The organism is Paenalcaligenes sp. Me131 (assembly GCF_050487225.1).
GTDB lineage: Bacteria > Pseudomonadota > Gammaproteobacteria > Burkholderiales > Burkholderiaceae_B > Paenalcaligenes.
On sequence record NZ_JBKQGY010000006.1, the window covers coordinates 20,739 to 40,688 of the forward strand.

At 49.4% G+C, this 19,950-nt stretch carries 19 protein-coding genes and 2 tRNA genes; 9 read left to right on the forward strand and 12 right to left on the reverse strand.

The window, feature by feature from the left end; translation table 11 throughout:
* Positions 1-14: 14 nt before the first annotated feature.
* Genes ACLPHM_RS16865 through ACLPHM_RS16875 form a run of 3 tightly spaced genes read right to left on the reverse strand, consistent with a single transcriptional unit; the run spans position 15 to position 3,795 of the window.
* Positions 15-992: an ABC transporter permease gene (locus ACLPHM_RS16865; protein WP_430222372.1), complete on the reverse strand. Its 978-nt coding sequence runs from the start codon at positions 990-992 to the stop codon at positions 15-17.
* Positions 989-3,193, reverse strand: a complete 2,205-nt coding sequence (locus tag ACLPHM_RS16870) for an ABC transporter substrate-binding protein (protein ID WP_430222373.1) — start codon at positions 3,191-3,193, stop codon at positions 989-991. Before ACLPHM_RS16870 ends, ACLPHM_RS16865 begins: the two co-directional genes overlap by 4 nt.
* Entirely contained in the window at positions 3,193-3,795 is a 603-nt protein-coding gene (locus ACLPHM_RS16875) for a thermonuclease family protein (protein ID WP_430222374.1), read from the reverse strand. The genes ACLPHM_RS16870 and ACLPHM_RS16875 overlap by 1 nt, the downstream gene beginning before the upstream one ends.
* A gap of 159 nt (positions 3,796-3,954) precedes the next feature.
* On the opposite strand from ACLPHM_RS16875, the gene ACLPHM_RS16880 reads away from it, so the two are divergent.
* Genes ACLPHM_RS16880 through wrbA form a run of 5 tightly spaced genes read left to right on the forward strand, consistent with a single transcriptional unit; the run spans position 3,955 to position 7,070 of the window.
* The gene (locus ACLPHM_RS16880; protein ID WP_430222375.1) at positions 3,955-4,332 is read left to right on the forward strand and encodes a DUF423 domain-containing protein; all 378 of its coding nucleotides are present in this window, start codon (positions 3,955-3,957) and stop codon (positions 4,330-4,332) included.
* A gap of 21 nt (positions 4,333-4,353) precedes the next feature.
* Complete coding sequence (locus ACLPHM_RS16885; protein WP_430222376.1) at positions 4,354-5,391, forward strand: adenosine deaminase; 1,038 nt, start codon at positions 4,354-4,356, stop codon at positions 5,389-5,391.
* A 2-nt stretch (positions 5,392-5,393) separates the two neighbouring features.
* Positions 5,394-5,981 (forward strand): DNA-3-methyladenine glycosylase, encoded by a 588-nt coding sequence (locus ACLPHM_RS16890; protein WP_430222377.1) that lies wholly within the window; start codon positions 5,394-5,396, stop codon positions 5,979-5,981.
* Between the two features lie 15 nt (positions 5,982-5,996).
* Positions 5,997-6,410 (forward strand): PaaI family thioesterase, encoded by a 414-nt coding sequence (locus ACLPHM_RS16895; RefSeq protein WP_430222378.1) that lies wholly within the window; start codon positions 5,997-5,999, stop codon positions 6,408-6,410.
* Positions 6,411-6,470: 60 nt separating this feature from the next.
* The gene (gene wrbA, locus ACLPHM_RS16900) at positions 6,471-7,070 is read left to right on the forward strand and encodes an NAD(P)H:quinone oxidoreductase (protein ID WP_430222379.1); all 600 of its coding nucleotides are present in this window, start codon (positions 6,471-6,473) and stop codon (positions 7,068-7,070) included.
* Positions 7,071-7,125: 55 nt separating this feature from the next.
* On the opposite strand, the gene ACLPHM_RS16905 is transcribed toward wrbA, so the two are convergent.
* Complete coding sequence (locus ACLPHM_RS16905; protein WP_430222380.1) at positions 7,126-8,289, reverse strand: alpha-hydroxy acid oxidase; 1,164 nt, start codon at positions 8,287-8,289, stop codon at positions 7,126-7,128.
* A gap of 268 nt (positions 8,290-8,557) precedes the next feature.
* On the opposite strand from ACLPHM_RS16905, the gene ACLPHM_RS16910 reads away from it, so the two are divergent.
* Positions 8,558-8,634: transfer RNA gene (locus ACLPHM_RS16910), tRNA-Arg, on the forward strand.
* 420 nt (positions 8,635-9,054) lie between these two features.
* On the opposite strand, the gene ACLPHM_RS16915 is transcribed toward ACLPHM_RS16910, so the two are convergent.
* Together ACLPHM_RS16915 and ACLPHM_RS16920 are read right to left on the reverse strand one after the other, a co-directional pair.
* Positions 9,055-10,083, reverse strand: a complete 1,029-nt coding sequence (locus tag ACLPHM_RS16915) for a hypothetical protein (protein WP_430222381.1) — start codon at positions 10,081-10,083, stop codon at positions 9,055-9,057.
* A gap of 305 nt (positions 10,084-10,388) precedes the next feature.
* Positions 10,389-10,859, reverse strand: coding sequence for a hypothetical protein (locus ACLPHM_RS16920; RefSeq protein ID WP_430222382.1), 471 nt, complete (start codon positions 10,857-10,859; stop codon positions 10,389-10,391).
* 167 nt (positions 10,860-11,026) lie between these two features.
* On the opposite strand from ACLPHM_RS16920, the gene ACLPHM_RS16925 reads away from it, so the two are divergent.
* Together ACLPHM_RS16925 and ACLPHM_RS16930 are read left to right on the forward strand one after the other, a co-directional pair.
* Positions 11,027-11,103, forward strand: a tRNA-Arg gene (locus ACLPHM_RS16925).
* 169 nt (positions 11,104-11,272) lie between these two features.
* Positions 11,273-12,019: a class I SAM-dependent methyltransferase gene (locus ACLPHM_RS16930; RefSeq protein WP_430222383.1), complete on the forward strand. Its 747-nt coding sequence runs from the start codon at positions 11,273-11,275 to the stop codon at positions 12,017-12,019.
* Positions 12,020-12,082: 63 nt separating this feature from the next.
* Here the strand turns inward: ACLPHM_RS16930 and ACLPHM_RS16935 are convergent, their stop codons facing one another.
* Both ACLPHM_RS16935 and ACLPHM_RS16940 read right to left on the reverse strand, forming a co-directional pair.
* Positions 12,083-13,009 carry a polysaccharide deacetylase family protein gene (locus ACLPHM_RS16935; protein WP_430222384.1) on the reverse strand — a complete coding sequence of 309 codons (927 nt, stop codon included), beginning with the start codon at positions 13,007-13,009 and terminating at the stop codon, positions 12,083-12,085.
* 114 nt (positions 13,010-13,123) lie between these two features.
* Positions 13,124-14,674, reverse strand: coding sequence for an MFS transporter (locus ACLPHM_RS16940; protein ID WP_430222385.1), 1,551 nt, complete (start codon positions 14,672-14,674; stop codon positions 13,124-13,126).
* Between the two features lie 135 nt (positions 14,675-14,809).
* Here ACLPHM_RS16940 and ACLPHM_RS16945 point away from each other — a divergent pair, with 135 nt between their 5' ends.
* Complete coding sequence (locus ACLPHM_RS16945) at positions 14,810-15,670, forward strand: LysR family transcriptional regulator (protein ID WP_430222386.1); 861 nt, start codon at positions 14,810-14,812, stop codon at positions 15,668-15,670.
* On the opposite strand, the gene ACLPHM_RS16950 is transcribed toward ACLPHM_RS16945, so the two are convergent.
* The 4 genes from ACLPHM_RS16950 to ACLPHM_RS16965 form a co-directional block, all read right to left on the reverse strand.
* Positions 15,643-15,993 carry a hypothetical protein gene (locus ACLPHM_RS16950; RefSeq protein ID WP_430222387.1) on the reverse strand — a complete coding sequence of 117 codons (351 nt, stop codon included), beginning with the start codon at positions 15,991-15,993 and terminating at the stop codon, positions 15,643-15,645. The genes ACLPHM_RS16945 and ACLPHM_RS16950 overlap by 28 nt on opposite strands.
* On the reverse strand, positions 15,954-16,847 hold the full coding sequence (locus tag ACLPHM_RS16955; protein WP_430222388.1) for an MFS transporter: 894 nt from the start codon (positions 16,845-16,847) through the stop codon (positions 15,954-15,956). The genes ACLPHM_RS16950 and ACLPHM_RS16955 overlap by 40 nt, the downstream gene beginning before the upstream one ends.
* Before the next feature lie 82 nt (positions 16,848-16,929).
* Positions 16,930-17,511: a TetR/AcrR family transcriptional regulator gene (locus ACLPHM_RS16960; RefSeq protein WP_430222389.1), complete on the reverse strand. Its 582-nt coding sequence runs from the start codon at positions 17,509-17,511 to the stop codon at positions 16,930-16,932.
* 197 nt (positions 17,512-17,708) lie between these two features.
* Positions 17,709-19,895: a TonB-dependent receptor domain-containing protein gene (locus tag ACLPHM_RS16965; protein WP_430222390.1), complete on the reverse strand. Its 2,187-nt coding sequence runs from the start codon at positions 19,893-19,895 to the stop codon at positions 17,709-17,711.
* Positions 19,896-19,950 lie beyond the last annotated feature (55 nt).

A 19,950-nucleotide genomic window follows, 5' to 3' on the forward strand; every position in this document is an offset into this window, starting at 1 on the left:
TAGCTGCTCAACATTTATTCAAACCGGACACGAGGGTCCACCACGGTATAGGAAATATCCGCCAAGATCAGCCCGACGATGTATAAGGACGATCCTAAAAACACCATCGCGCGCACAATGGATAAGTCTTGCGCGTTAATAGCATCGATGGTGTAGCTGCCTAAACCAGGGATACCAAAGAAGGATTCTGCAATCAGGCTACCCATGAACAACAACGGTATGGCCGATACTGTGCCCGTCAAAATAGGCAGCATGGCATTACGTAATAGGTGTTTGAACAATACGGCTTGTTCGGATAAGCCTTTGGCGCGTGCGGTACGTATGTAGTCTTTGTAGGCTTCTTCTAAGAATAGACTGCGATAAAACCTAGACTCTGCCCCCAATCTGGACATAATGCCCACCAGCACTGGCAGTATCAAAAACTTAATGTTTTGCATGCCATCTAACCAACCAGAGTACGGCACCCACCGCAAGACTTTGGCAAACATCCATTGCCCGGCAATGATGTAGAACAGCCCTGAAATAGACAGCAACACCACACACACTACGACCCCCGTGAAGTCCACCGCCGTTGCCCTGAAAAACACCAACAACAAGGCAAACATGATGGATGCCCACAACCCCAAAATAAAGGTGGGTATGGCCAAGGCTAAGCTAGGCCCCATGCGTTGTGTGATCTCACGCGTAATGTCTGCACCATTGTCAGAAAAGCCAAAATCAAAACGCAGCAGTGGCACAGAGCGTTCGTAGAAAATAGTGTTGGTAAATGCTTCACTGCCGCTGGCCTCATCGTTATAAAACAACGGCTTGTCGTAGCCATGTACGGTTTTCCATTGCTCTACGGCTTCGGCGCTAACACGCTGACCACCAATCGCAAGACGCGCCATATCATCAGGCGTATTCACCGCAAAAAACAGCACAAAGGTCAGTAGATTTACCCCAAACAGAATCAACACACCGTACAGTAATCGGCGCAATACATAACGGATCATGGTTGCCCCTCCTTAGGTGATACGGTAACGGCACGCACAGTCTGTTGTTCTCGTTTTTTCACCTGACGCCACAAGTACACCGCTACGCCCCCGCCCAGCAACAAAGCCAGCCATAGTGGCCACCAATACGGTTGATTCCAACGCTGCTGGAACACCACCCTACGCTCAGGATCTATACGTAAATATTGCAGCGTATTACGCACCATTTGCGAGGGCTTCAAATTGTGTACCCACGAATGGGCCGCCCCACCCGACTTGGGGAAATACCCAAACATCCACACAGCATCGTCTTGCAAAATGGACACCATCTTGCGTATTACCGCTTCTTTTTCTGGGCCATCATCCAAATAACGCATAGCCCTGAATAGCTTGTCGTACTCAGGGTTTTCGTAATTAGCGGCATTTTCTCCGCCATGCGCTACCTTCGCTTGTGGGCCATACAACTGGAACAGGAAATTCTCGGCATCCGGGTAATCGGCTACCCAGCCCCACAAAAACAGCTGCGCTGAACCCTTGCTCATTTTTTCTTGGAAGCGATTGTAGTCACTGGCGCGTATCTCAAACTGCACACCAATAGCCTGTAGTTGCCTACGCATCCAGTCCAACGACGCGCTAGCCCCCATCCCCGTCATGGAGTCGTAGTACAAAATCAGCGGCGCGCCCGTCTCGCTATTGCGCCCATCGGGATACCCTGCTTTGGCAAGCAACTGACGCGCTTCGTCCAACGAGCGGCGACGTACGTGTCCGGCGTCTTCGGTGTATACCGTAGGGTTCATGCCCGCAGGCAGTGGTTCATAACCCACCACACCTGGTGGTAATGGGCTATGCGCGACCTCGGCTTGATCGTTTTGGAAAATGCTGACGAACTCTTCCCAATCAAAGGCAATGCTAATCGCTTGACGCAAATACCGGTTACGCTCGGCCTGCTCTGGCGTGTCGCCCTTACCGACAATCGGGTCTAACCAGTTAAAGCCCATGTAAAACAAACTGGCCTCGGTCGCACTGCTTAACTGCAACGCACGCTCTTGGTACAGCAGCGCCTTTTCGGGCGAGTCTTCTGCGGCGACCAGCATCGCCACCCCATACTCACCACGCTCTAGCTGTGGAATATCGTAGTAGCCCTGCAAGAACTTACCCATCAGCGGTACGCTTTCTTTTTCTATGCTGAATATGGCTTTATCAATAAAGGGCATAGGCTTACCGCAATCGTCTAATAAGCCAGCCGCTTTGTCTTCCGCACTGCCTTCACAGGGGTATGGCTCGCCACGGAAATTCGGGTTGCGTGTGAGTTCATGCCTACGATTAGGAATGTATTCCGTCAGCATATACGGCCCTGTACCTACCGGCCACCTACTGAATGACAACCCGTGCTGCGCCATGCCGGGCTGATGATAAAAACGATCAGCCTCCCACGGCACAGGGGCCACAAAAGTCATGGCCAACCAATATTTAAACTGTGGGTACTTACCCAGTACGCGTATGCGTAATGTGTGTTCATCCAGTGCTTGCACACCCGATAACTCATATTCGCGTAAATCTAACCACTGCTCTGCAGGCAGCGCTTGGTTGACTGCTTTCAGTTGCTCACCATAGTCACGCATGCCTTCCACATGCGCGGCCATCGTCGAAAAAATAGGCGACACCACACGAGGGCTGGCTAATCGCTTAAAGGCATACACCACATCGTCGGCCACCAACGGGCGCGTACCACTCTGAGGAAAATCAGGAATGGCGTACTTGCCTTCTAGCTGCTCTGGTGTAATAGGCCAATAGCTATACCCACCAGACTCTGAGCGTGCAAAAGCAGGGTGTGGCTGGTACAAAATGTCAGGGCGCAACCTAATGTCGTACACACTCATGGCTACCTGCTCACCATCGGCATCAGCCGGCAAGCGTTCGCCTTGCGCATCCAGATAATAAGGCTCCACCACCTCTACGGCAGCTCTGGGCATGAGCTTATAGGGGCGCTCAAGATAGTGATAGCCATACAACGGCTCAAACACCGAATAGGTGATGGGGGTTTCGTCACCAGAATAGCTGGTGGCGGAATCCAAGGTGCGCGGTGAACGCTGGGTAAACGCGGTATAGAACACGTTCTCAGCCACCTGCTCTGACGGATAGGGGTTATTCACCACCTCATCGCCGCAGCCTACTAGCCCCCCTACCAGTCCTACAACGACCACCAGCCAGAGTTTACGCATTAGTCACACTTCCTCTGTTGCCAGCATTGATAACGCCACACCCACGGTTCTACAGGTGAGGCATCCTGCCATATACCTTGTTTGTTTTTCTGCGCCTGCTGCTGCAGGTCTAGCATGTGTTTGTCTCGTAAGAAACGGCCACGCTTTTCTTGATTCGCCCAGGCATAACCAGCCGCGACCAACTGACGATTTAAGCTGGTCTCTTGGCCAGGTAGACTCACATCACAAATCTTTCTACCGTAATTATCGTCTTCATAACAATTGAGCTGCACGTTTTTGCCCCCTACCCGCTGATAGAGAAAATCTCTGGATGCTTGCGCATAAGGTTGGCCTGGCTGCTCGGTGCTTTTATGCGTTTCGGGGGCATCAATACTGGCAAGCCGAATACGGTACTGTTGCTTGCCTACTTGTACCGTTAACGTATCGCCATCCGCCACGCGTACCACCCGCCCTTCTAGGACGCCTGATTCACCCACAGTGATGGCACTAGGCTCTACCGAGCTTGGCAACCACTGCTCCCACAACCATGACAGCATGATCAGTGCCACAATCACTGCTGCACTCAACCCCGTCTTTTTTGCTTTAATTCGTCGCTGTTTCATCTGACCCATCACCTTGATTTCAGTTCCGGTAGTGCTTGATGATTATAAGTTCAACCACCCTTAAGTCCAGCGCCCTAGCCTGCTTTTTTCACCTGACAGAAAAGCCCTAATACCTGTTAAAGTAAAGCCTCATGTCGGCTTTCAATCACTGAATTACCTATGCAATCTAGAACTCTCTGCGGCGCAGGCGCCTTACTATTAACTATTGGCGTTGCCGCTGGCGCATTTGGCGCACACGCCCTTAAAGCCGTTCACGTTGACCTGCTTGCCGTTTGGCACACCGCCGTACTCTACCAATTGATTCACGGTCTAGGCTTGATTGCTTTGGCCGCTGCCCAACCGTTATTGCAACCTCGTACCGCCGCCCTTGCCGGCCCCATTTTGCTGGCAGGCTCGGTACTGTTTAGCTTCAGTTTATATGCGTTGGTCATGTTCCAAATCCCATTTTTGGCCTATTTGACGCCATTAGGTGGCCTTCTGATGGTGGCAGGCTGGGCACTGGTAGTAGTCGCTGCGTGGACACGCCCTCGTTCCTAATCTGTTTATCCGGAGATTCTTATGTTTCAACCAGCCACGGCCCTGCAAACCTTTTTGTGTGGTTTGCCTAAAGCAGAGCTACACCTACACATTGAAGGTACTCTGGAGCCCGAACTGATTTTTGAACTGGCTGAACGTAACCATATCCCGCTGAACTACCCTTCTGTAGAAGCCCTGCGCGCCGCATATCAATTTCAAAATTTGCAGTCTTTTCTGGATTTGTATTATGCCGGCGCCAGTGTGCTGATACACGAAGCGGATTTCTATGCCATGACCATGGCGTACTTTGCTCGTATCCATGCCGATGGTGTGACGCACACAGAGATCATGTTTGATCCCCAAACGCACACGGCACGCGGCATTGCGATGGAAACCGTATTCGCGGGTATTGCTACGGCCTGTAGGGATGCGCAAGCAAAGTACGGCATTAGCAGCTATTTGATACTGAGCTTTTTACGCCACCTTAGCGAAGAAGAGGCCTTCACTACGCTAGAGCAAGCACTGCCGCTACGTGAACACTACAGCGACCTGTGGATAGCCATAGGGCTAGACTCTGCTGAACAAGGTAACCCACCAGAAAAATTTGCCAAGGTGTACCAGCGCTGTAAAGAACTAGGCTTCAGGCTGGTCGCCCACGCTGGCGAAGAAGGCCCCGCCGAGTACATTACGACGGCCCTTGATCTACTCAACGTAGAACGTGTGGATCATGGGGTACGCAGCGAAGACGACCCTCAACTGGTACAGCGTTTAATCAAAGAGCAAGTGGCCCTAACGGTCTGTCCGCTGTCCAATTTAAAGTTGCAGGTGTTCGATGCCATGCATCAACACAACTTAGCAACGTTGCTGCGCCAAGGCGTAAAAATCACCCTCAACTCGGATGACCCTTCCTACTTTGGCGGTTACCTACTGGATAACTACCTAGCCTGTGCACACGCGCTAGACCTACACAGAGACGAATTGGTCACTCTAGCGATGAATAGTTTTACTGCCTCATTCCTGCCCGAAGCGCAAAAACGTGAATGGGTGGACCGCATCCAACGTTATGCGGCAGAACACTAGGCATGCCTATTTTGAACACGGCTTTACCGCGTGATTTTTACCTGCAAGACACCATAGAAGTGGCCCAACAATTGCTGGGCCACTACCTAGTCTACGAACATGCCGGACAAACACGCTACGGACGCATTGTAGAAACGGAAGCGTATTTAGGTGCTCACGATTTAGCCGCACACAGTTGCCGTGGCGTGACACCCAGAACACAAATCATGTTTGGCCCTGGCGGCTTTGCCTATGTGTACCTGATTTATGGCATGCACCATTGCTTCAACATTGTCACCGGCCCTGAAGGCCAAGGCAGTGCCGTGCTGATACGCGCCTTAGAACCTTTGGGCGATTTAGGAACCAACACCGCAGGCCCTGGCCGTCTCTGTAAAGCCATGGGTATTACGCGCGAACAAAATGGCTATGACCTCTGTGACTCGGCCTTATATGTCTGCCATCCCGAATCAGCCCTGATACATGACAACGAAACCATGGTTACTGCACCGCGCATTGGTGTGGACTATGCTGGTGAATGGGCAACCAAGCCTCTACGCTTTCTGCTGCAAGGCAATGCCTATATTTCTCGTCCCGCTCCTAAAACAGCCTGACTTGCCCTGAATACTATGACTGCTACTACTCCAATAGATCCGTTGCTGCAAATTGCTTTAGCACCATGGGTGCAAGTAGAACGCTTGCAACAAGTGGAACGATCCGCCCAACACATCACGCTGGATCTGTGCTTAGCCCCGTTATTACTGCAACACCCCGAACACTACGCGCACAGCTTGCACGCATTGGCAGGCAGCGCCATGAGTTGTTTGGTTGAAGGTGCATTGCAACCTGGTTTCACACAGCGCAATGTGGCCTTACATGCCAGCTTGATTCACCCCGAACCCAGCCAAATCGTCCAGGTACAAGCCAAGCTATGCCGACAAGGCCGCAGCGTCTCGTTTACTGAAGCCAGTTTGTACAATGACGAAAATATTGTGATCGCACATTACCAAGGCACCTATGCTCTATTGAGCTCAGTACAATAAAGACGTGTTGTAGCCGCTTTACGCAGTATCACCTCCAACCTTTTTTTGATGGAAAATACTATGGCTAAAGTTCTTGTACTCTACTACTCCTCTTACGGCCACATTGAAGCTATGGCGAATGCCGTCGCCGAAGGTGCCCGCGAAGCCGGTGCTCATGTAGACATCAAACGCGTTCCCGAATTGGTCCCCGAGGCAGTCACTAAATCTGCCCATTACAAACTGGATCAAAAAGCCCCTATTGCCACCATTGCCGAGCTGGCCGATTACGATGCCATCATCGTCGGTACAGGTACCCGCTTTGGGCGCATGTCCTCACAAATGGCTAGCTTCCTCGACCAAGCGGGCGGCCTGTGGGCACGTGGCGCGTTAAATGGCAAAGTAGGTGGTGCATTTACGTCTACTGGTACACAGCACGGTGGCCAAGAACAAACACTGTTCAGCATCATCACTAACCTGATGCACTTTGGCATGGTCATCGTAGGGTTGCCCTATAGCTTCCAAGGCCAATCCATCATTAATGAAGTCACCGGTGGCAGCCCTTATGGTGCAACGACCATCGCTGGTAGTGATGGTTCGCGCCAGCCCTCTAAAAATGAATTGGATGGTGCTAAATACCAAGGCCGCCACATCGCCGAAACCACCATCAAGCTATTTGGCTAGTCATAAAAAAAGCCCTTGCTCTTACAGCAAGGGCTTTTTCTTAAGCATCAGGCGATTAACGATCAAAACGCGCAGGGTCTAACAAGATACGTCGGTCTACATCCTGTATATCGCGTACACCGCACAACCCCATCGACACGCTCAGCTCGTTTGCCAGAATTTCCAGCGCACGAGTGACGCCAGCTTGCCCTGCCGCACCCAAGGCATACAAGAATGCTCTACCAATCATGGTGGCATCGGCACCCAGCGCTACAGAACGCAAAACGTCTTGGCCTGAACGCACACCGCTGTCTAACCAAATTTCAGTTTGGTTGCCTACAGCATCGGCAATAGCAGGCAAGCAGGCAATGGTAGAGGGCGCGCCATCTAACTGTCTGCCACCGTGGTTAGACACCACAATCGCATCTGCACCTGCATCTACCGCATGGCGGGCGTCTTCGGCTTCCATAATGCCTTTGAGCACTAACTTACCGCCCCAACATTTCTTGATCCACTCTACGTCATCCCAACACAAAGTAGGGTCAAACTGCTGTTGCGTCCAAGAGGCCAACGTACCCAAATCATCCACACCTGTTGCGTGACCAATAATATTGCCGAAAGTACGGCGTTTGGTTTTTAGCATGCCTTGGCACCAGCGCAGACGCGTTGCCAAGTTCAGCATATTCATCAACGTAGGACGCGGCGGTACAGACAACCCATTACGTATGTCTTTATGACGCTGCCCCAAGACTTGAAGATCCAGCGTCAACACCAAAGCAGAACAATTTGCGGCTTTGGCTCTGTTAATCAGTGCTTCGATAAACTGCCTATCGCGCATCACATATAACTGAAACCAAAAGGGAGCTTGTGTGTGCTCGGCCACGTCTTCCAACGAGCAAATACTCATGGTGGACAAGGTGAACGGCACACCAAAATCACGCGCCGCACGTGCAGCCAAGATTTCACCATCAGCATGCTGCATGCCTGTCAGGCCGGTAGGAGCCAGCGCCACAGGCATACTCACAGGCTGCCCCAACATCGTGGTCGCCAAATTACGACCTTCAATATTCACGGCTACGCGCTGCTTGAACTTCAGCTGTTGAAAATCTGACTCATTTTCTCTGTAGGTGGATTCTGTCCAGGAACCCGAATCTACATAGTCATAGAACATTTTAGGCACGCGACGGCGCGCCAACTGCTGAAAATCAGAAATACACGTAATCTTGGACAGATCTTCCACTTCGGCTCTCCAAAGGGCTCATAAATAAAGCAATACTACACACCTGCCAGCACGCAGATGTGCGAAAACATCAAGCGTAACGCTTGTACACACTACTAGGCCAGTGCAATCACCAGAATTTTGCTGTGCGGCCCTGAAAATACCGCCTTAGCAGCGACAGATCTGTGCTCCTCTCCTGAGAGAAGCATTATTTTCACACCAAAATAGACTTTCATATCAAAAAGCGTTGACACATTAAGAAATACAGTGCTATAGTTTCTTTCTCACAGCGGCTGTAGCTCAGTTGGATAGAGTACTTGGCTACGAACCAAGGGGTCGTGAGTTCGAATCTTGCCAGCCGCGCCATATTTAGTAAAAAAGCCATTTCTTCGGAAATGGCTTTTTTATTTTCTGTTAGCAGACGACATAAACAATAATTACTGGTCTCTAGCCATCATCTTAGCCACTCAAGCATGGCCTTAAGCTTGTGCGTGATGATCGTGTTTCCCTACTGTACGTGCGATACGTAATACATCATAAGAGAGTTCATTACTGATTCCCATATCAATGAACTCCTATGAGTTATCTTATGTATGGAGTTTCCTAGAACAACCTGTGTACGATATCTGCCATCAACTAAACATAGCCACAAGCGCTACCCTCACTAGCGCAACAGTGAGATATTAGAAGCATCCAATAAAGTTCTACAGAACATCGTTCAGCATCAGCCTATAGTCCGGCATTCGCTGTGATACAGACACATAAACGGCATAAATAGTTTTGTGATTAATTATCTGCCTGCTGTTTGTGAAATGTTATTTTTGCGACTTTTGTATGACAACCAAGATACTCGTAAACTGCTTCTGTTTTTATGACAAATTTTTCGTCTAGAGAAAACAAAACATCTATGAAAGATGCCATAGCCGCATGGTCTGCATCACTCATAGCAGCCACCAATCTTCTTTCTTTTTTCATATTAGAATCTGACACATACCCTATGAAATTTAATAAGTTATAAATGGCTCTTATTTTTTCATGTGTATGCATTTCTCTTTTGTATATTTCATTCCAAGATATACCAAGAAATTGCTCTATTGAGAAATTTTTGTAATCATCAACCCTTTTATATAGATCAAATATTTTCTCTATGACATTTGGTGGCTTTATGTTGTTGAGAATTTTTGGGGTTATTTCAACTTCTGACCTGTAGGTTTGTACTCCGGAAAATCCCAAGTCATCACTTACATATTTTTTCATATGCTCAGAAGACTGAGCAAGAGCAGCATCAAAAGACTCTTGAAACCCAGAGGTTCTGTTCTTTATTTTTTCATAAACATCTGGATTTATTTCTCTTATTTCGTTGTTTTTTTCTGATAAATCATTAACTAATTCAGAAAATGAATTTTTTTGATACTTATTTATCTCCTCGAACCCAACTCCATTTAGACCACCATACATTTTTAATAGTGATTTTATTGTTGACTCTTCTATACCCTCATAAATGGAGGACAGGTTTTCACAGTATTCAGAAAATACATCTTTTGGGCTAAGGCTGGTATAGTATGCAAAATTCGTTGAATCAAATTCATCTGTTAATATTATTCTTATATGCTCTGCTTCTAAAAAACAAAGAGCATCTATAAATCTAGGAGCTCCAAGTCCAGATCTTTTTATTTCCTTCAGGGTTGCATCAGAGTAAACTACCCGATAGTTATCCCTAATATATCCAAAGAATTCAAGCCAATAGCCCTTTGAGAGCTTATCAAGAAAGTTGTGATCAAGGTATGCTGTCTTTTTCTCTAAGCTTGCTGTCACAGTAAACAGTCCTAATATGATGTTCTAGAGGAATTTCTGGCTAACTCATGCTGTTAGAGTTGAGGGACAAGCACAAAACAATACTTCCCATTTTGATGCTCAATAGCCTCCATATCACTGCGAATGCCAGAGCCGCAGGCTCAGTGCAGAAAGATGCTCTACAGAACTTTGCTGGATACTGCTAAGACATCGCTGTTGCACCGGTGAGATAGAGTACCTTCGGCTATAGATTCAACTGACATCGGACTCCATACTCTGACCGTTCTAGACAACCACATACACAGATAGATCTTGGGAGTGCGATATTACTCCTCAGAAAGCTCTATACCATTGCCATCACCAAAGCCATCGTGCACCCATGCCACAACAGGCACGGCGTAGCTCCAACCACCGGCTTTCCACCAGCACTCGGCAAACCATGCTTGCGTCGTATTAGCGGCAATGGCCAAACCATCAAACTCCTCATCGAGGAAATAGTCTTCGTGAAAGCTATCCATCTTCTCTAAACCTATGGAAAGCTCCATGGCTCTGCCAGCAAAGATAGAAAGGTCGTTATTGTCGACTTTGTTATTCTCGCCGCTGTAGTAAATCCACGCAGATGGGGTTTCCAAACCGTCTTCGCCAAAGAAAATTTGCACTTCAGCGCTGAGCACAGTATCGGGCACTGGTCGTGTCAACAACGCACGTAACTCGTTGATAAGATGCTTGGATGCCTTTTCCAAGCAGCGTCTATAACGGGTTTGAAATTGCGTTGTACTTAGCCCAAATGGAACCATGCGTAGATACTCCTAATGCAGCGATAAGGCCGCTAGCCTAAAGACAAGGCTGCATCATAACATTCGACTTTGGCACATCCACACAGCCCTTTACACTGCCGTATACCCTATCTAGTAAATTATTCTTGCGCCGGTATTATATTTAGTGTTATAGTTTACTTCTCACAGCGGCTGTAGCTCAGTTGGATAGAGTACTTGGCTACGAACCAAGGGGTCGTGAGTTCGAATCTTGCCAGCCGCGCCATATTTAGTAAAAAAGCCATTTCTTCGGAAATGGCTTTTTTATTTCCCACTTAGCTAACGACTAAGTCTCGTTCTGCTATCACCGTACTAACTCAGTACACTCCCCCGCTCACACTCTCCAGCCGCTACAATTCAATTTGCAATAGCACTTCTTACCTGTGAGCAGCAGCATGAGCACATCTAAAAATTGGTTTGATCAAGGCGGGCAAGACTATGCACGCTTTCGTCCCGAATACCCTGCCGAACTGGCAAGCTTTCTTGCTTCTACTGTGCAAAAGCACCATCAAGCCCTAGATGTAGGGTGCGGCAATGGGCAGCTTACCCAATTATTAGCCGCGCATTTTGATACGGTTGTGGGCATAGATCCAAGCGCAGACCAGATCGCCAATAGCCCAGCACATGAACGTATACGTTATCAGTGTGCGCCTGCAGAAAAGCTGCCCCTAGCAGATAACTCTGTGAACCTGATTACCGCCGCACAAGCCGCTCACTGGTTTCACTTACCTAGCTTTTACCAAGAGGTTCGTCGCATCGCTAAGCCCAATAGCGTGCTGGCGCTCATTAGCTACGGCGTACTGAATTTAGAGCCTGAGTTAGACCAACGTTTCCAGCACTTTTACTGGAATGAAATCGGCCCTTACTGGCCCGCTGAACGTAAACTCGTTGATGATGGCTATGCCACGTTGGATTTCCCTTTTGAAGAAATTGCAGCACCCGCACTGGAGATTCGCGTGCAGTGGAACCTTGCTGAATTTTTGGGCTATCTGTTTACGTGGTCAGCCGTACGTCATGCCAAAGAAGCCGGTAGCGAAGATCTTATTCTGCAATTTGCCACGGACATTGCCATCGCATGGGGGGATGAAAACCGCCAACGCAGTATTGTCTGGCCCATCAACATGCGCATTGGCAAACTCTAAGCAACTGTTGTGTACCACGTGCCGTAATGCCTAGACGATTGACGGCACGCCTTTTGGCTCTGATTACTCTGTAGTGGGTAGCGGCAACAACCCCAACGCTTCCAAACGCGGTTCTTCATACACCGAATCTTCCGCTGGGTAGCGCAAACCCTCTACCCCTTTGAGTTTGGCATGTGCCCAAATAATGCTTTCCCCTGCAGGCAAGCTCTCTACTCCCGTCACATACAACGGGTCTTCAAATGCCTGTAATGGCGGCACAAAACTCCAGCCCTGCTGTTTGAAAGCCTGTATCACAGCAGGAATAGTTTCAGCATTAATACGATTGGTATGCAGCAGCAATACATGCGCAGAGCGTTGTTCCAGCACTTGTGTGCCCAATGTATCGTAATACGCCGCACGATCCAGCAAATGCTCTATATACGCTTCTTGCACTTGCTGTGCTTTGGCGGGTTCGCCTGCATCCATCCATGCGGAATAGACTTGGTTGTAATACCAGTCGCTGGCATCAATGGAAACCGGTGCCGCTTTATACCCGTGCAGGCGCATCCACTCACGTATGCCATCACGCTTCTCTACCGTATCGCCCTCTTTAAGATAAGGAAAACGCAGCATGGGTGTCCAATTGGGCAATGTGTTGAGTACTACATCGGCCTCAACCACATCCGCAATAAAGTCATCCAACGATAATTGAGCAGACGCCAAGCTACGATGTTTGGAGGTGTGATTACCAACAGCATGCCCTTGCTCGCCCCATTGCCGTATCAGGGCTAAACCTGCCTCGCCGCCCAAGCGATCCAGTGCAGGAAACACCATCGCTGTCACGTCGGCGCTTTTCAACGCATCTAAAATAGCCTGATTCCATGTAGACGCCTGCGGCTGTTTATCTGGGTTCAAACCATCGTCAAAGGTCAAACTTAAGGTTTGCGCTACGCTAGCTGTAGAGAGCAATGCAAACGTTACTGCAGAGATCAATTTAAAGGCTTTTCTCATCACACCGTAGCCATAAAAAGCAGAGATAAAAACAAAAAAGGCCCACGGTATTGTGGGCCCAACCATGCTACAAAGTTGGCTTTATAAATTCAACCACTATGTGAGTGACTTTACTCATACGGCTACGTCTGCCCTTTCTAACGCTGCCCGGGTTTCACGCCACGGCGCAAACACCATCACACTTAAGGCCGCCAAGGCGAATACGCTAAGCGCACCGTAGGTCATCACCCAGCCAAAGCCGTAAATCAATGCGGCATGCACGGCATCCAGCGGCGCAGATACATGCGCCAGTAACTCGGCATTTTGCGCTATGGCCGTCACATCGCCGGCTGCGATTTTCTCGGCTAAGAAGCGTGTTTCATCACTATCGGCCACATGCAACGTGTCCAACAGATAGGCTCTAATTCCCTCTACCAATACCAAGCCCATCACGGCAATATTAAATGCTAAGGAAATCATTCTGCCACTGGTATCGGCACCCGAGGCCATGCCAGCTCGATCGGCTGATACTGCCGCCGTAATGGTATTGGTAGCCGTCGTATTCGTTAAACCTAGCCCTATCCCCGCGAGTACACAACCGGGCAATATCCACCAACCCGGCTGCGCAGAGACACTGCCTATTTTCATCAATACAAAGCCCAAGCCGATGGTAGACAAGCCTAAGGGAATCACCACGCCAGGCTGGTATCGCAATGACAGTCGCTCTGCCAGCGGGGGAATAAACAAAGTGGGTAAGGTATAGGCTAATAACGCCATACCCGTCTGTACGCTGTCGTAACCCAAACCCACATGGAAATAAATAGGCAGGTAAATGATAAATGGCCAGAAGCTAAAGTTTTGCCCCATTGAGCCTAATAGCGCCCCTGAGAATTTCCGTATTCTGAACACCGAGAACTCAATCATCGGCCTAGTGGCTAGGCGTTCGGCAATAACAAAAGCGATCACACTGATGGCAGATAGCACGATGATCCCCAAGGCCGCCGCACTACCAAACCCTAAGACCGGGCCTTGTGTGACGAACAGCACCAAACAAAACACGGCAATGGATAAGGTCACAATGCCCGCTATATCTAAGCGTGTGGCGTTCGGGTCTACCGACTCTTGTACCCCCACAATGCTTAGTACCAACGTGATAACGGCCAAAGCACCATGAATTAAAAACACCCATTCCCAACTCGCTAAGGCCAAAATAGCCCCACCCACGATGGGACCAAAACCTAGCCCAGCACCAAACACAATGCCCCACCACGCAAAAGCCTTGCCGCGCTCTACGCCATCACGAAATTGGCTGGATAAAATCGCGATTTGGCAGATCAACATCATGGCTCCGCTTAACCCCTGCAAGAACCGCGCCACAATGAGCACCGCCGCACTTTCGGTCAGACCACAGATCAGCGAGGTAATGCCAAAGGCGACGATGCCAAGCACAAAGACGCGTTTGCGCCCATAACGATCCGCTAACGTGCCCACCGCCATCAAAATGGTCGTCATGGCAATGGTGTAGGCGGCCATCACCCATTGCAATTGCCTAAAACTCGCGCCCATCACCTGTTCTATGGTGGACAAAATAGGCGGTACGCTAGAGATTTCCAAACCCAGCATCAACGCGGATAAACACACCGCAATCAGGGCAAATTTGCGCTGCTGTAGAGGTGAAAGTGACATCAATAAACCTTTGAGAAAAACGATAATGCAGACACGCCCTGTGGCATGCCATCACAGGCTACTGATCTTAGTCATCCCACAACCATTCATCAATGCTATGCTTGAACATATCAGTAACAACAAATTTGAATAGATATGAGCAAGCCAATACTGGATGTGGACTCTGTACAGGCTTTTATCGCTATTGCGGATTTCCAAAGCTTTACCCGCGCAGCAGAAGCGCTAGGCAGCACGCAAGGTGCGATCAGCGTGAAACTAAAACGTCTAGAAGATAGGTTGGGCTATAAGCTACTAGAACGTACGCCGCGCCAAGTACGCCTGTCGGCATCGGGTGCGCTGTTTCTGCAACCTGCCCGTGATTTCATTGTGGCGCACGATCGCGCAGTACAAGCCTTATCGTGCGAGTGCAGGCGCTTTAGGCTAGGCATAGCCGAACATGTGGCCGGCCCTGAAATCCCCACGCTACTGGCCCGACTCAATGCTCGCGACCCTGCCCTAACCATCGAAGTGCGTATAGAAAACTCACGCTCGTTGCTAGACGCCTTTGATAACGGTGAACTGGATGCCGTGATTGTTCGACAAGAAGATGATCGTCGCGATGGCGAAGACTTAGGCCCAGAACACTTTGGTTGGTTTGCGGCTCCTACCTTTCATCAGCCGCCAGGCACACCGTTACGCTTAGCCGCACTCGCACCGTGCTGTGGCGTACGTGATATTGCCACCCGTGCCTTAGAAACAGCCGAACTGGACTGGAGCGAAGTGTTTGTAGGCGGTGGCCATGCGGCGGTCATGGCTGCGGTATCCGCCGGGTTAGCCATTGCCGCATTTTCGTGCCGCTTAGCGCCTGCCGATACCGTAGAGGTGAGTCAACGCATGGGCTTACCCACCCTCCCTTCATCACGCATTATGTTGCATTCAACCCTAACCGATACCCGTTCACGTGATGCCTTACGTACTTTAGCGGCCGCTTACAGAGAACATCGAACACCGTCTTGAGTACCGCCGCGCTGACCCGCCGTAGCACCTATGCTGGTGCTGCGCTGCTTCCTGTATGGCATCAGGCTACACACACCTAAAAAGGCCAACGCTATGCCTACCCACAATGGTGAACGTACACCGTAACCTGCGGCAATGCCTAAGCCGCCCATCCATGCCCCCACACCTAAGCCTATGTTAATCACGGATGTGTGGACGGTATTCACCAACGCACCTGGGTGTGCGGTGCGCATCACTCGCGCAATCATGGCAGGGTTCATCGGCACACCCACCATACCTATTACTACCAGAGCCCTACGCTCACTGCCTTGTACTCTCCCCATAGCGCAAATACGGTTAATGCCGCCATGAGTGTGCATAAGCCCCACAGCATGATGGGCATGGTATAGCGATCAGCATAGCGACCCACAATGCTGTTTCCCACCACATTGGCCGCGCCGTACAACGCTAATAACCACGGGATAGATGCTGCCGTAAAGCCTGTGACCTGAGTAAGAATAGGCGCAAAGTAGCTAAATGCGGCGAAGGTTGCTCCGATGATCAATGCACTGGTCGCATAGGCCGCCCACAAATGACGGTTTTTGAATTCTCGCAGTTCAGCTGCTAGGCTCACCACGGCCACCCCTTGAGAACGCGGCACCAGCCATACAATCAACAACATGCTCAACACGGCTAACGCCACCACCAACCAGAAGCTGGCTCGCCATCCCCACTGTTGATCAATGATGGTCGCCATCGGCACACCCATTACCGTTGCTAGCATTAACCCACCTACCACAATAGATGCCGCTCGCCCTCTGGCTTCAGCGGTCACGATGTCAGCACAAATCGCCAACGCCGCACCAAAACATGCGGAACCTGCCACGCCAGTCACTACGCGCGCAATCGCCATCAACTCGTAACTGCTAGCGGAAGCCGCCACGGATTGTGCTGCCGCATAAAAACCCAATAAGCACAGCAAGGCTTTTTTATTGGGAACGCCCAATCGTAGTAACAGCACGGTCAGCACGGGACCACCCACTACCATGCCTATGGCATATAACGAAATCAAATACCCTACTTGCGTTACCGACACATCGAACGCATGCGTCAGGGATGGCATCATGCCTGCCACCATGAATTCTGAGGTAGTGAGTGAAAAAATGGTCATTCCCAATATATAAACAACGAGTGGCATGGGTTATCCTCTTAATACTTTACCAATCAGTACAAAAACAAAACAAAAGAACCGGCACAAGGCCGGTCATCACATATCACACTTAAAACTTGGCCATAGTCGCGTTTAGCACATCATCTAAAAAAGCACGATCAGGCATAGATTGCCCCAAAATTCGTAAACCATAATAACTGGCTAAAAAAGCACGAGCTACGCTGGATGCCGGCCGGTCAGCATTGATATCGCCATTTTTCTGCCCTTCAGAAATCACCTCGGCCAACGCGGATTCCAGCCTACACACATAGGCACGGTTAATGCTTTCTACGGCTGGATCTTTGCTGCTGCGCTCCATTACCGAGAACAACGCCATGCAACCATGAGGCTGAGTAGAGTCCATATCGCCCTCTACGCCCCATTGCAACAAGGCGCGCAACCTGTCTTTAGCACTTCCAGGCCCATTCAGAATACGCGTTTGCGCTGTAATACCTAGTTCCTGATAATGCCGCAATGCTTGCTCATACAACTCTTGCTTGCTGCCAAACGCATGATAAAGGCTGCCTTTACCCAAACCGGTGCGCTCGCACAGTACTTGGGTAGAGCTAGCTTCGTAGCCATTTTCCCAAAACACATCCATAGCAGCATTAATCACTGCCGCGTCATCGTACTCCTTGGGTCTACCTATCATGCCTGCTCCTTGATCACACTACTACGGCGAAATTACATCACTAGTTTACCGATCGGTCAAGATGTATGTTTATTCAATTTACGAGCTAAAGCAGCCCCACCAAAACCGCTGCATCCTCAGGGCAATACACCACATCAGCACATGAAAAAGGCCACCCCAGCAGAGGTGGCCTTCTACACAGACTATCTACACAACCATTAGAACGTAATGTTCGTGGAAAGCCAGAGGCGTCGACCCGGTTCAACCATCCTATATTGGTTAGCATATGAATTACCTTCACGTTGGTAATCCACTGTGCTCGTGTCAAACACGTTATAAACCGCCATGTTCAAGGCAACGTTTTTGCTCACTCTGTATGTCCCACCCACGTGGGCCAGCGTTAACGATCGGTAATAGCGATTGCCACCATTTTCCCCTTGGTTGTCACGATAACGCTTGCCTCTGTACTCCAATCGCGTCCACAAACTTAAGGCATCATCGGGATGCCATGTCAGCTTAGCGTTAAACATATTTTTGGGTGTAGAGGTCAGTGGTTTGCCATCATCAGCATGGCCTGGGTATTTAATTCGGCTATAGGTATAGGTGTAGTTCGCAGAAATATCTACATTCTCTGTAATCAGATATTTAGCCTGCAGCTCAACCCCACGGGTGACGGCCTTAGAAAGGTTTGTGCGTCTATTGAATGTCGCTTGCTCTACGCCGTTGTCATCCGTCCAGCTACCTATATCCACGCACTCCTCGTCCATCGGTCTATCTGCGCCTGTATATCGGCAGTTCCATACTCGTTCTGATTCCAACTTATCTTTGAAATCCGTATTAAAGACCGTAGCCCCAACAGAGAAGTTGCTCAAGTTATCATAGATAAACCCAATTTCAGATGAGGTGCTGGTTTCAGGCTTCATATCAGGATTACCGCCAATAATAGGCCGTGTTCCCTGCCCCCCAACGTTCTGTATCCCTGGCGCTAACTCATTGACTTTTGGCGCTTTAAAACCGCGACTAATACCACCTTTTATGGTCCAGTTCGGCGTTGTATTCCACACCACATAGGCACGAGGACTAAAGTGGCCACCGTACCAGTTATGGTGATCGTACCTAGCACCTAGCGTGAGACTAAGATCGTTTGTTAAGGACCATTCATCCTCAGCAAAAATACCCCACTGCTTATGCTCCATAGGGCTTCCGACCAACGTGTCAGTCATCTTGGCTGACCACCATTGTCCACCTAGCGTAAACATATGGTTATCTGTACCCAGTGGCGTTACCAGTTTGGTATCAAACACGATATTGCGAATTTTCAGGTCACGAGGATCATTAGCCTCGGTACCTGCCGGACGGTGCTGAGCAGGCAGAACTTCTGGGATCAACCTACCAATGGTCTCGGTGGTGTTGTGCATAATGCTGCTATCCCAGGTACCAAAGCTGTAGCGACCTGTATGCGCCAAGGTATATGAGTCCCGATGAAAGCGTAATGCATCGCTTGAATAGCCCCCATTCCAGCGTCCCATCGGACCGCAACGCCCTAAGTTTGGCGTGTTTGGTGCGCACCACGAGTTATCGTACTTTTGTCTAGACCATGTGCCTTCCAAAACGATGTCATGGTCTTTAGTGGGGGTCAACGCAAATCGTAAGCCTGTGTCGTAACGACGATTAGGGACTTTATTACCACTAAAAGTAGGCGTGACCTCTTTACCTTCGTCATTGGTATAGGTGACATTATTTTCTTGATTATTGACATAAGCGCCACGCACGGACATGCCAAGCAGCCCCTGCTTCAATGGCCCATCAATATAGAAATCACTAGAGGTATTATTGCCAAACTCAGAATCGAAATTGATGGTGGTACCCAAATTCACCGCACCTCGCCACTCGTCTGAGATTTTGCGGGTAATGATATTCACTACCCCACCCATCGCATCCGCACCATACAGTGTGGACATTGGCCCCCTAATAACTTCTATACGTTCAATCGCCGAAATAGGTGGCAAGAAGTTGTTTTCAGTACGCTCAAAACTATTTGGCTGTACGTTACCCACGCTGTTTTGCCTGCGCCCGTCAATCAGAATCAGCGTGTAATCAGCAGGCATACCCCGTATTTGTATTTGCAAACTGCCTGATTTGTCTGTTCCATCAGTAACGTCAATCCCCTCCACATCTCGTAATGCCTCAGCAATAGAGTGAACCGGACGCTCCTCTAAATCTTCTCTCGTGATCACGGAAATAGAGGCTGGCGCATTCTTAATCTTTTGTTCAAAACCCGATGCTGTCACCACGACTCTATTTAACTGTGTGGCCATATTATTTGACTGTGCCAGTGCAAAATTTGATGCAAAAGCACTGGCCATCAGCACAATCAATTTTTTTTGTCTTACCGCTAACTTCATTTCAACTTCTCCCAAATCCCATCATTAACCATCCAACTGACGGTAACTATCTTCC

Bases quoted from the DNA above. Each gene is read 5' to 3' on its own strand.
- ACLPHM_RS16930 (WP_430222383.1), top strand. From the start codon at position 11,273: ATGAGCACATCTAAAAATTGGTTTGATCAAGGCGGGCAAGACTATGCA.
- ACLPHM_RS16940 (WP_430222385.1), bottom strand. From the start codon at position 14,674: ATGTCACTTTCACCTCTACAGCAGCGCAAATTTGCCCTGATTGCGGTG.
- ACLPHM_RS16865 (WP_430222372.1), bottom strand. From the start codon at position 992: ATGATCCGTTATGTATTGCGCCGATTACTGTACGGTGTGTTGATTCTG.
- ACLPHM_RS16935 (WP_430222384.1), bottom strand. From the start codon at position 13,009: ATGAGAAAAGCCTTTAAATTGATCTCTGCAGTAACGTTTGCATTGCTC.
- ACLPHM_RS16870 (WP_430222373.1), bottom strand. From the start codon at position 3,193: ATGCGTAAACTCTGGCTGGTGGTCGTTGTAGGACTGGTAGGGGGGCTA.
- wrbA (WP_430222379.1), top strand. From the start codon at position 6,471: ATGGCTAAAGTTCTTGTACTCTACTACTCCTCTTACGGCCACATTGAA.
- ACLPHM_RS16880 (WP_430222375.1), top strand. From the start codon at position 3,955: ATGCAATCTAGAACTCTCTGCGGCGCAGGCGCCTTACTATTAACTATT.
- ACLPHM_RS16965 (WP_430222390.1), bottom strand. From the start codon at position 19,895: ATGAAGTTAGCGGTAAGACAAAAAAAATTGATTGTGCTGATGGCCAGT.
- ACLPHM_RS16890 (WP_430222377.1), top strand. From the start codon at position 5,394: ATGCCTATTTTGAACACGGCTTTACCGCGTGATTTTTACCTGCAAGAC.
- ACLPHM_RS16950 (WP_430222387.1), bottom strand. From the start codon at position 15,993: ATGGGGAGAGTACAAGGCAGTGAGCGTAGGGCTCTGGTAGTAATAGGT.
- ACLPHM_RS16920 (WP_430222382.1), bottom strand. From the start codon at position 10,859: ATGGTTCCATTTGGGCTAAGTACAACGCAATTTCAAACCCGTTATAGA.
- ACLPHM_RS16945 (WP_430222386.1), top strand. From the start codon at position 14,810: ATGAGCAAGCCAATACTGGATGTGGACTCTGTACAGGCTTTTATCGCT.
- ACLPHM_RS16960 (WP_430222389.1), bottom strand. From the start codon at position 17,511: ATGATAGGTAGACCCAAGGAGTACGATGACGCGGCAGTGATTAATGCT.
- ACLPHM_RS16875 (WP_430222374.1), bottom strand. From the start codon at position 3,795: ATGAAACAGCGACGAATTAAAGCAAAAAAGACGGGGTTGAGTGCAGCA.
- ACLPHM_RS16885 (WP_430222376.1), top strand. From the start codon at position 4,354: ATGTTTCAACCAGCCACGGCCCTGCAAACCTTTTTGTGTGGTTTGCCT.
- ACLPHM_RS16955 (WP_430222388.1), bottom strand. From the start codon at position 16,847: ATGCCACTCGTTGTTTATATATTGGGAATGACCATTTTTTCACTCACT.
- ACLPHM_RS16895 (WP_430222378.1), top strand. From the start codon at position 5,997: ATGACTGCTACTACTCCAATAGATCCGTTGCTGCAAATTGCTTTAGCA.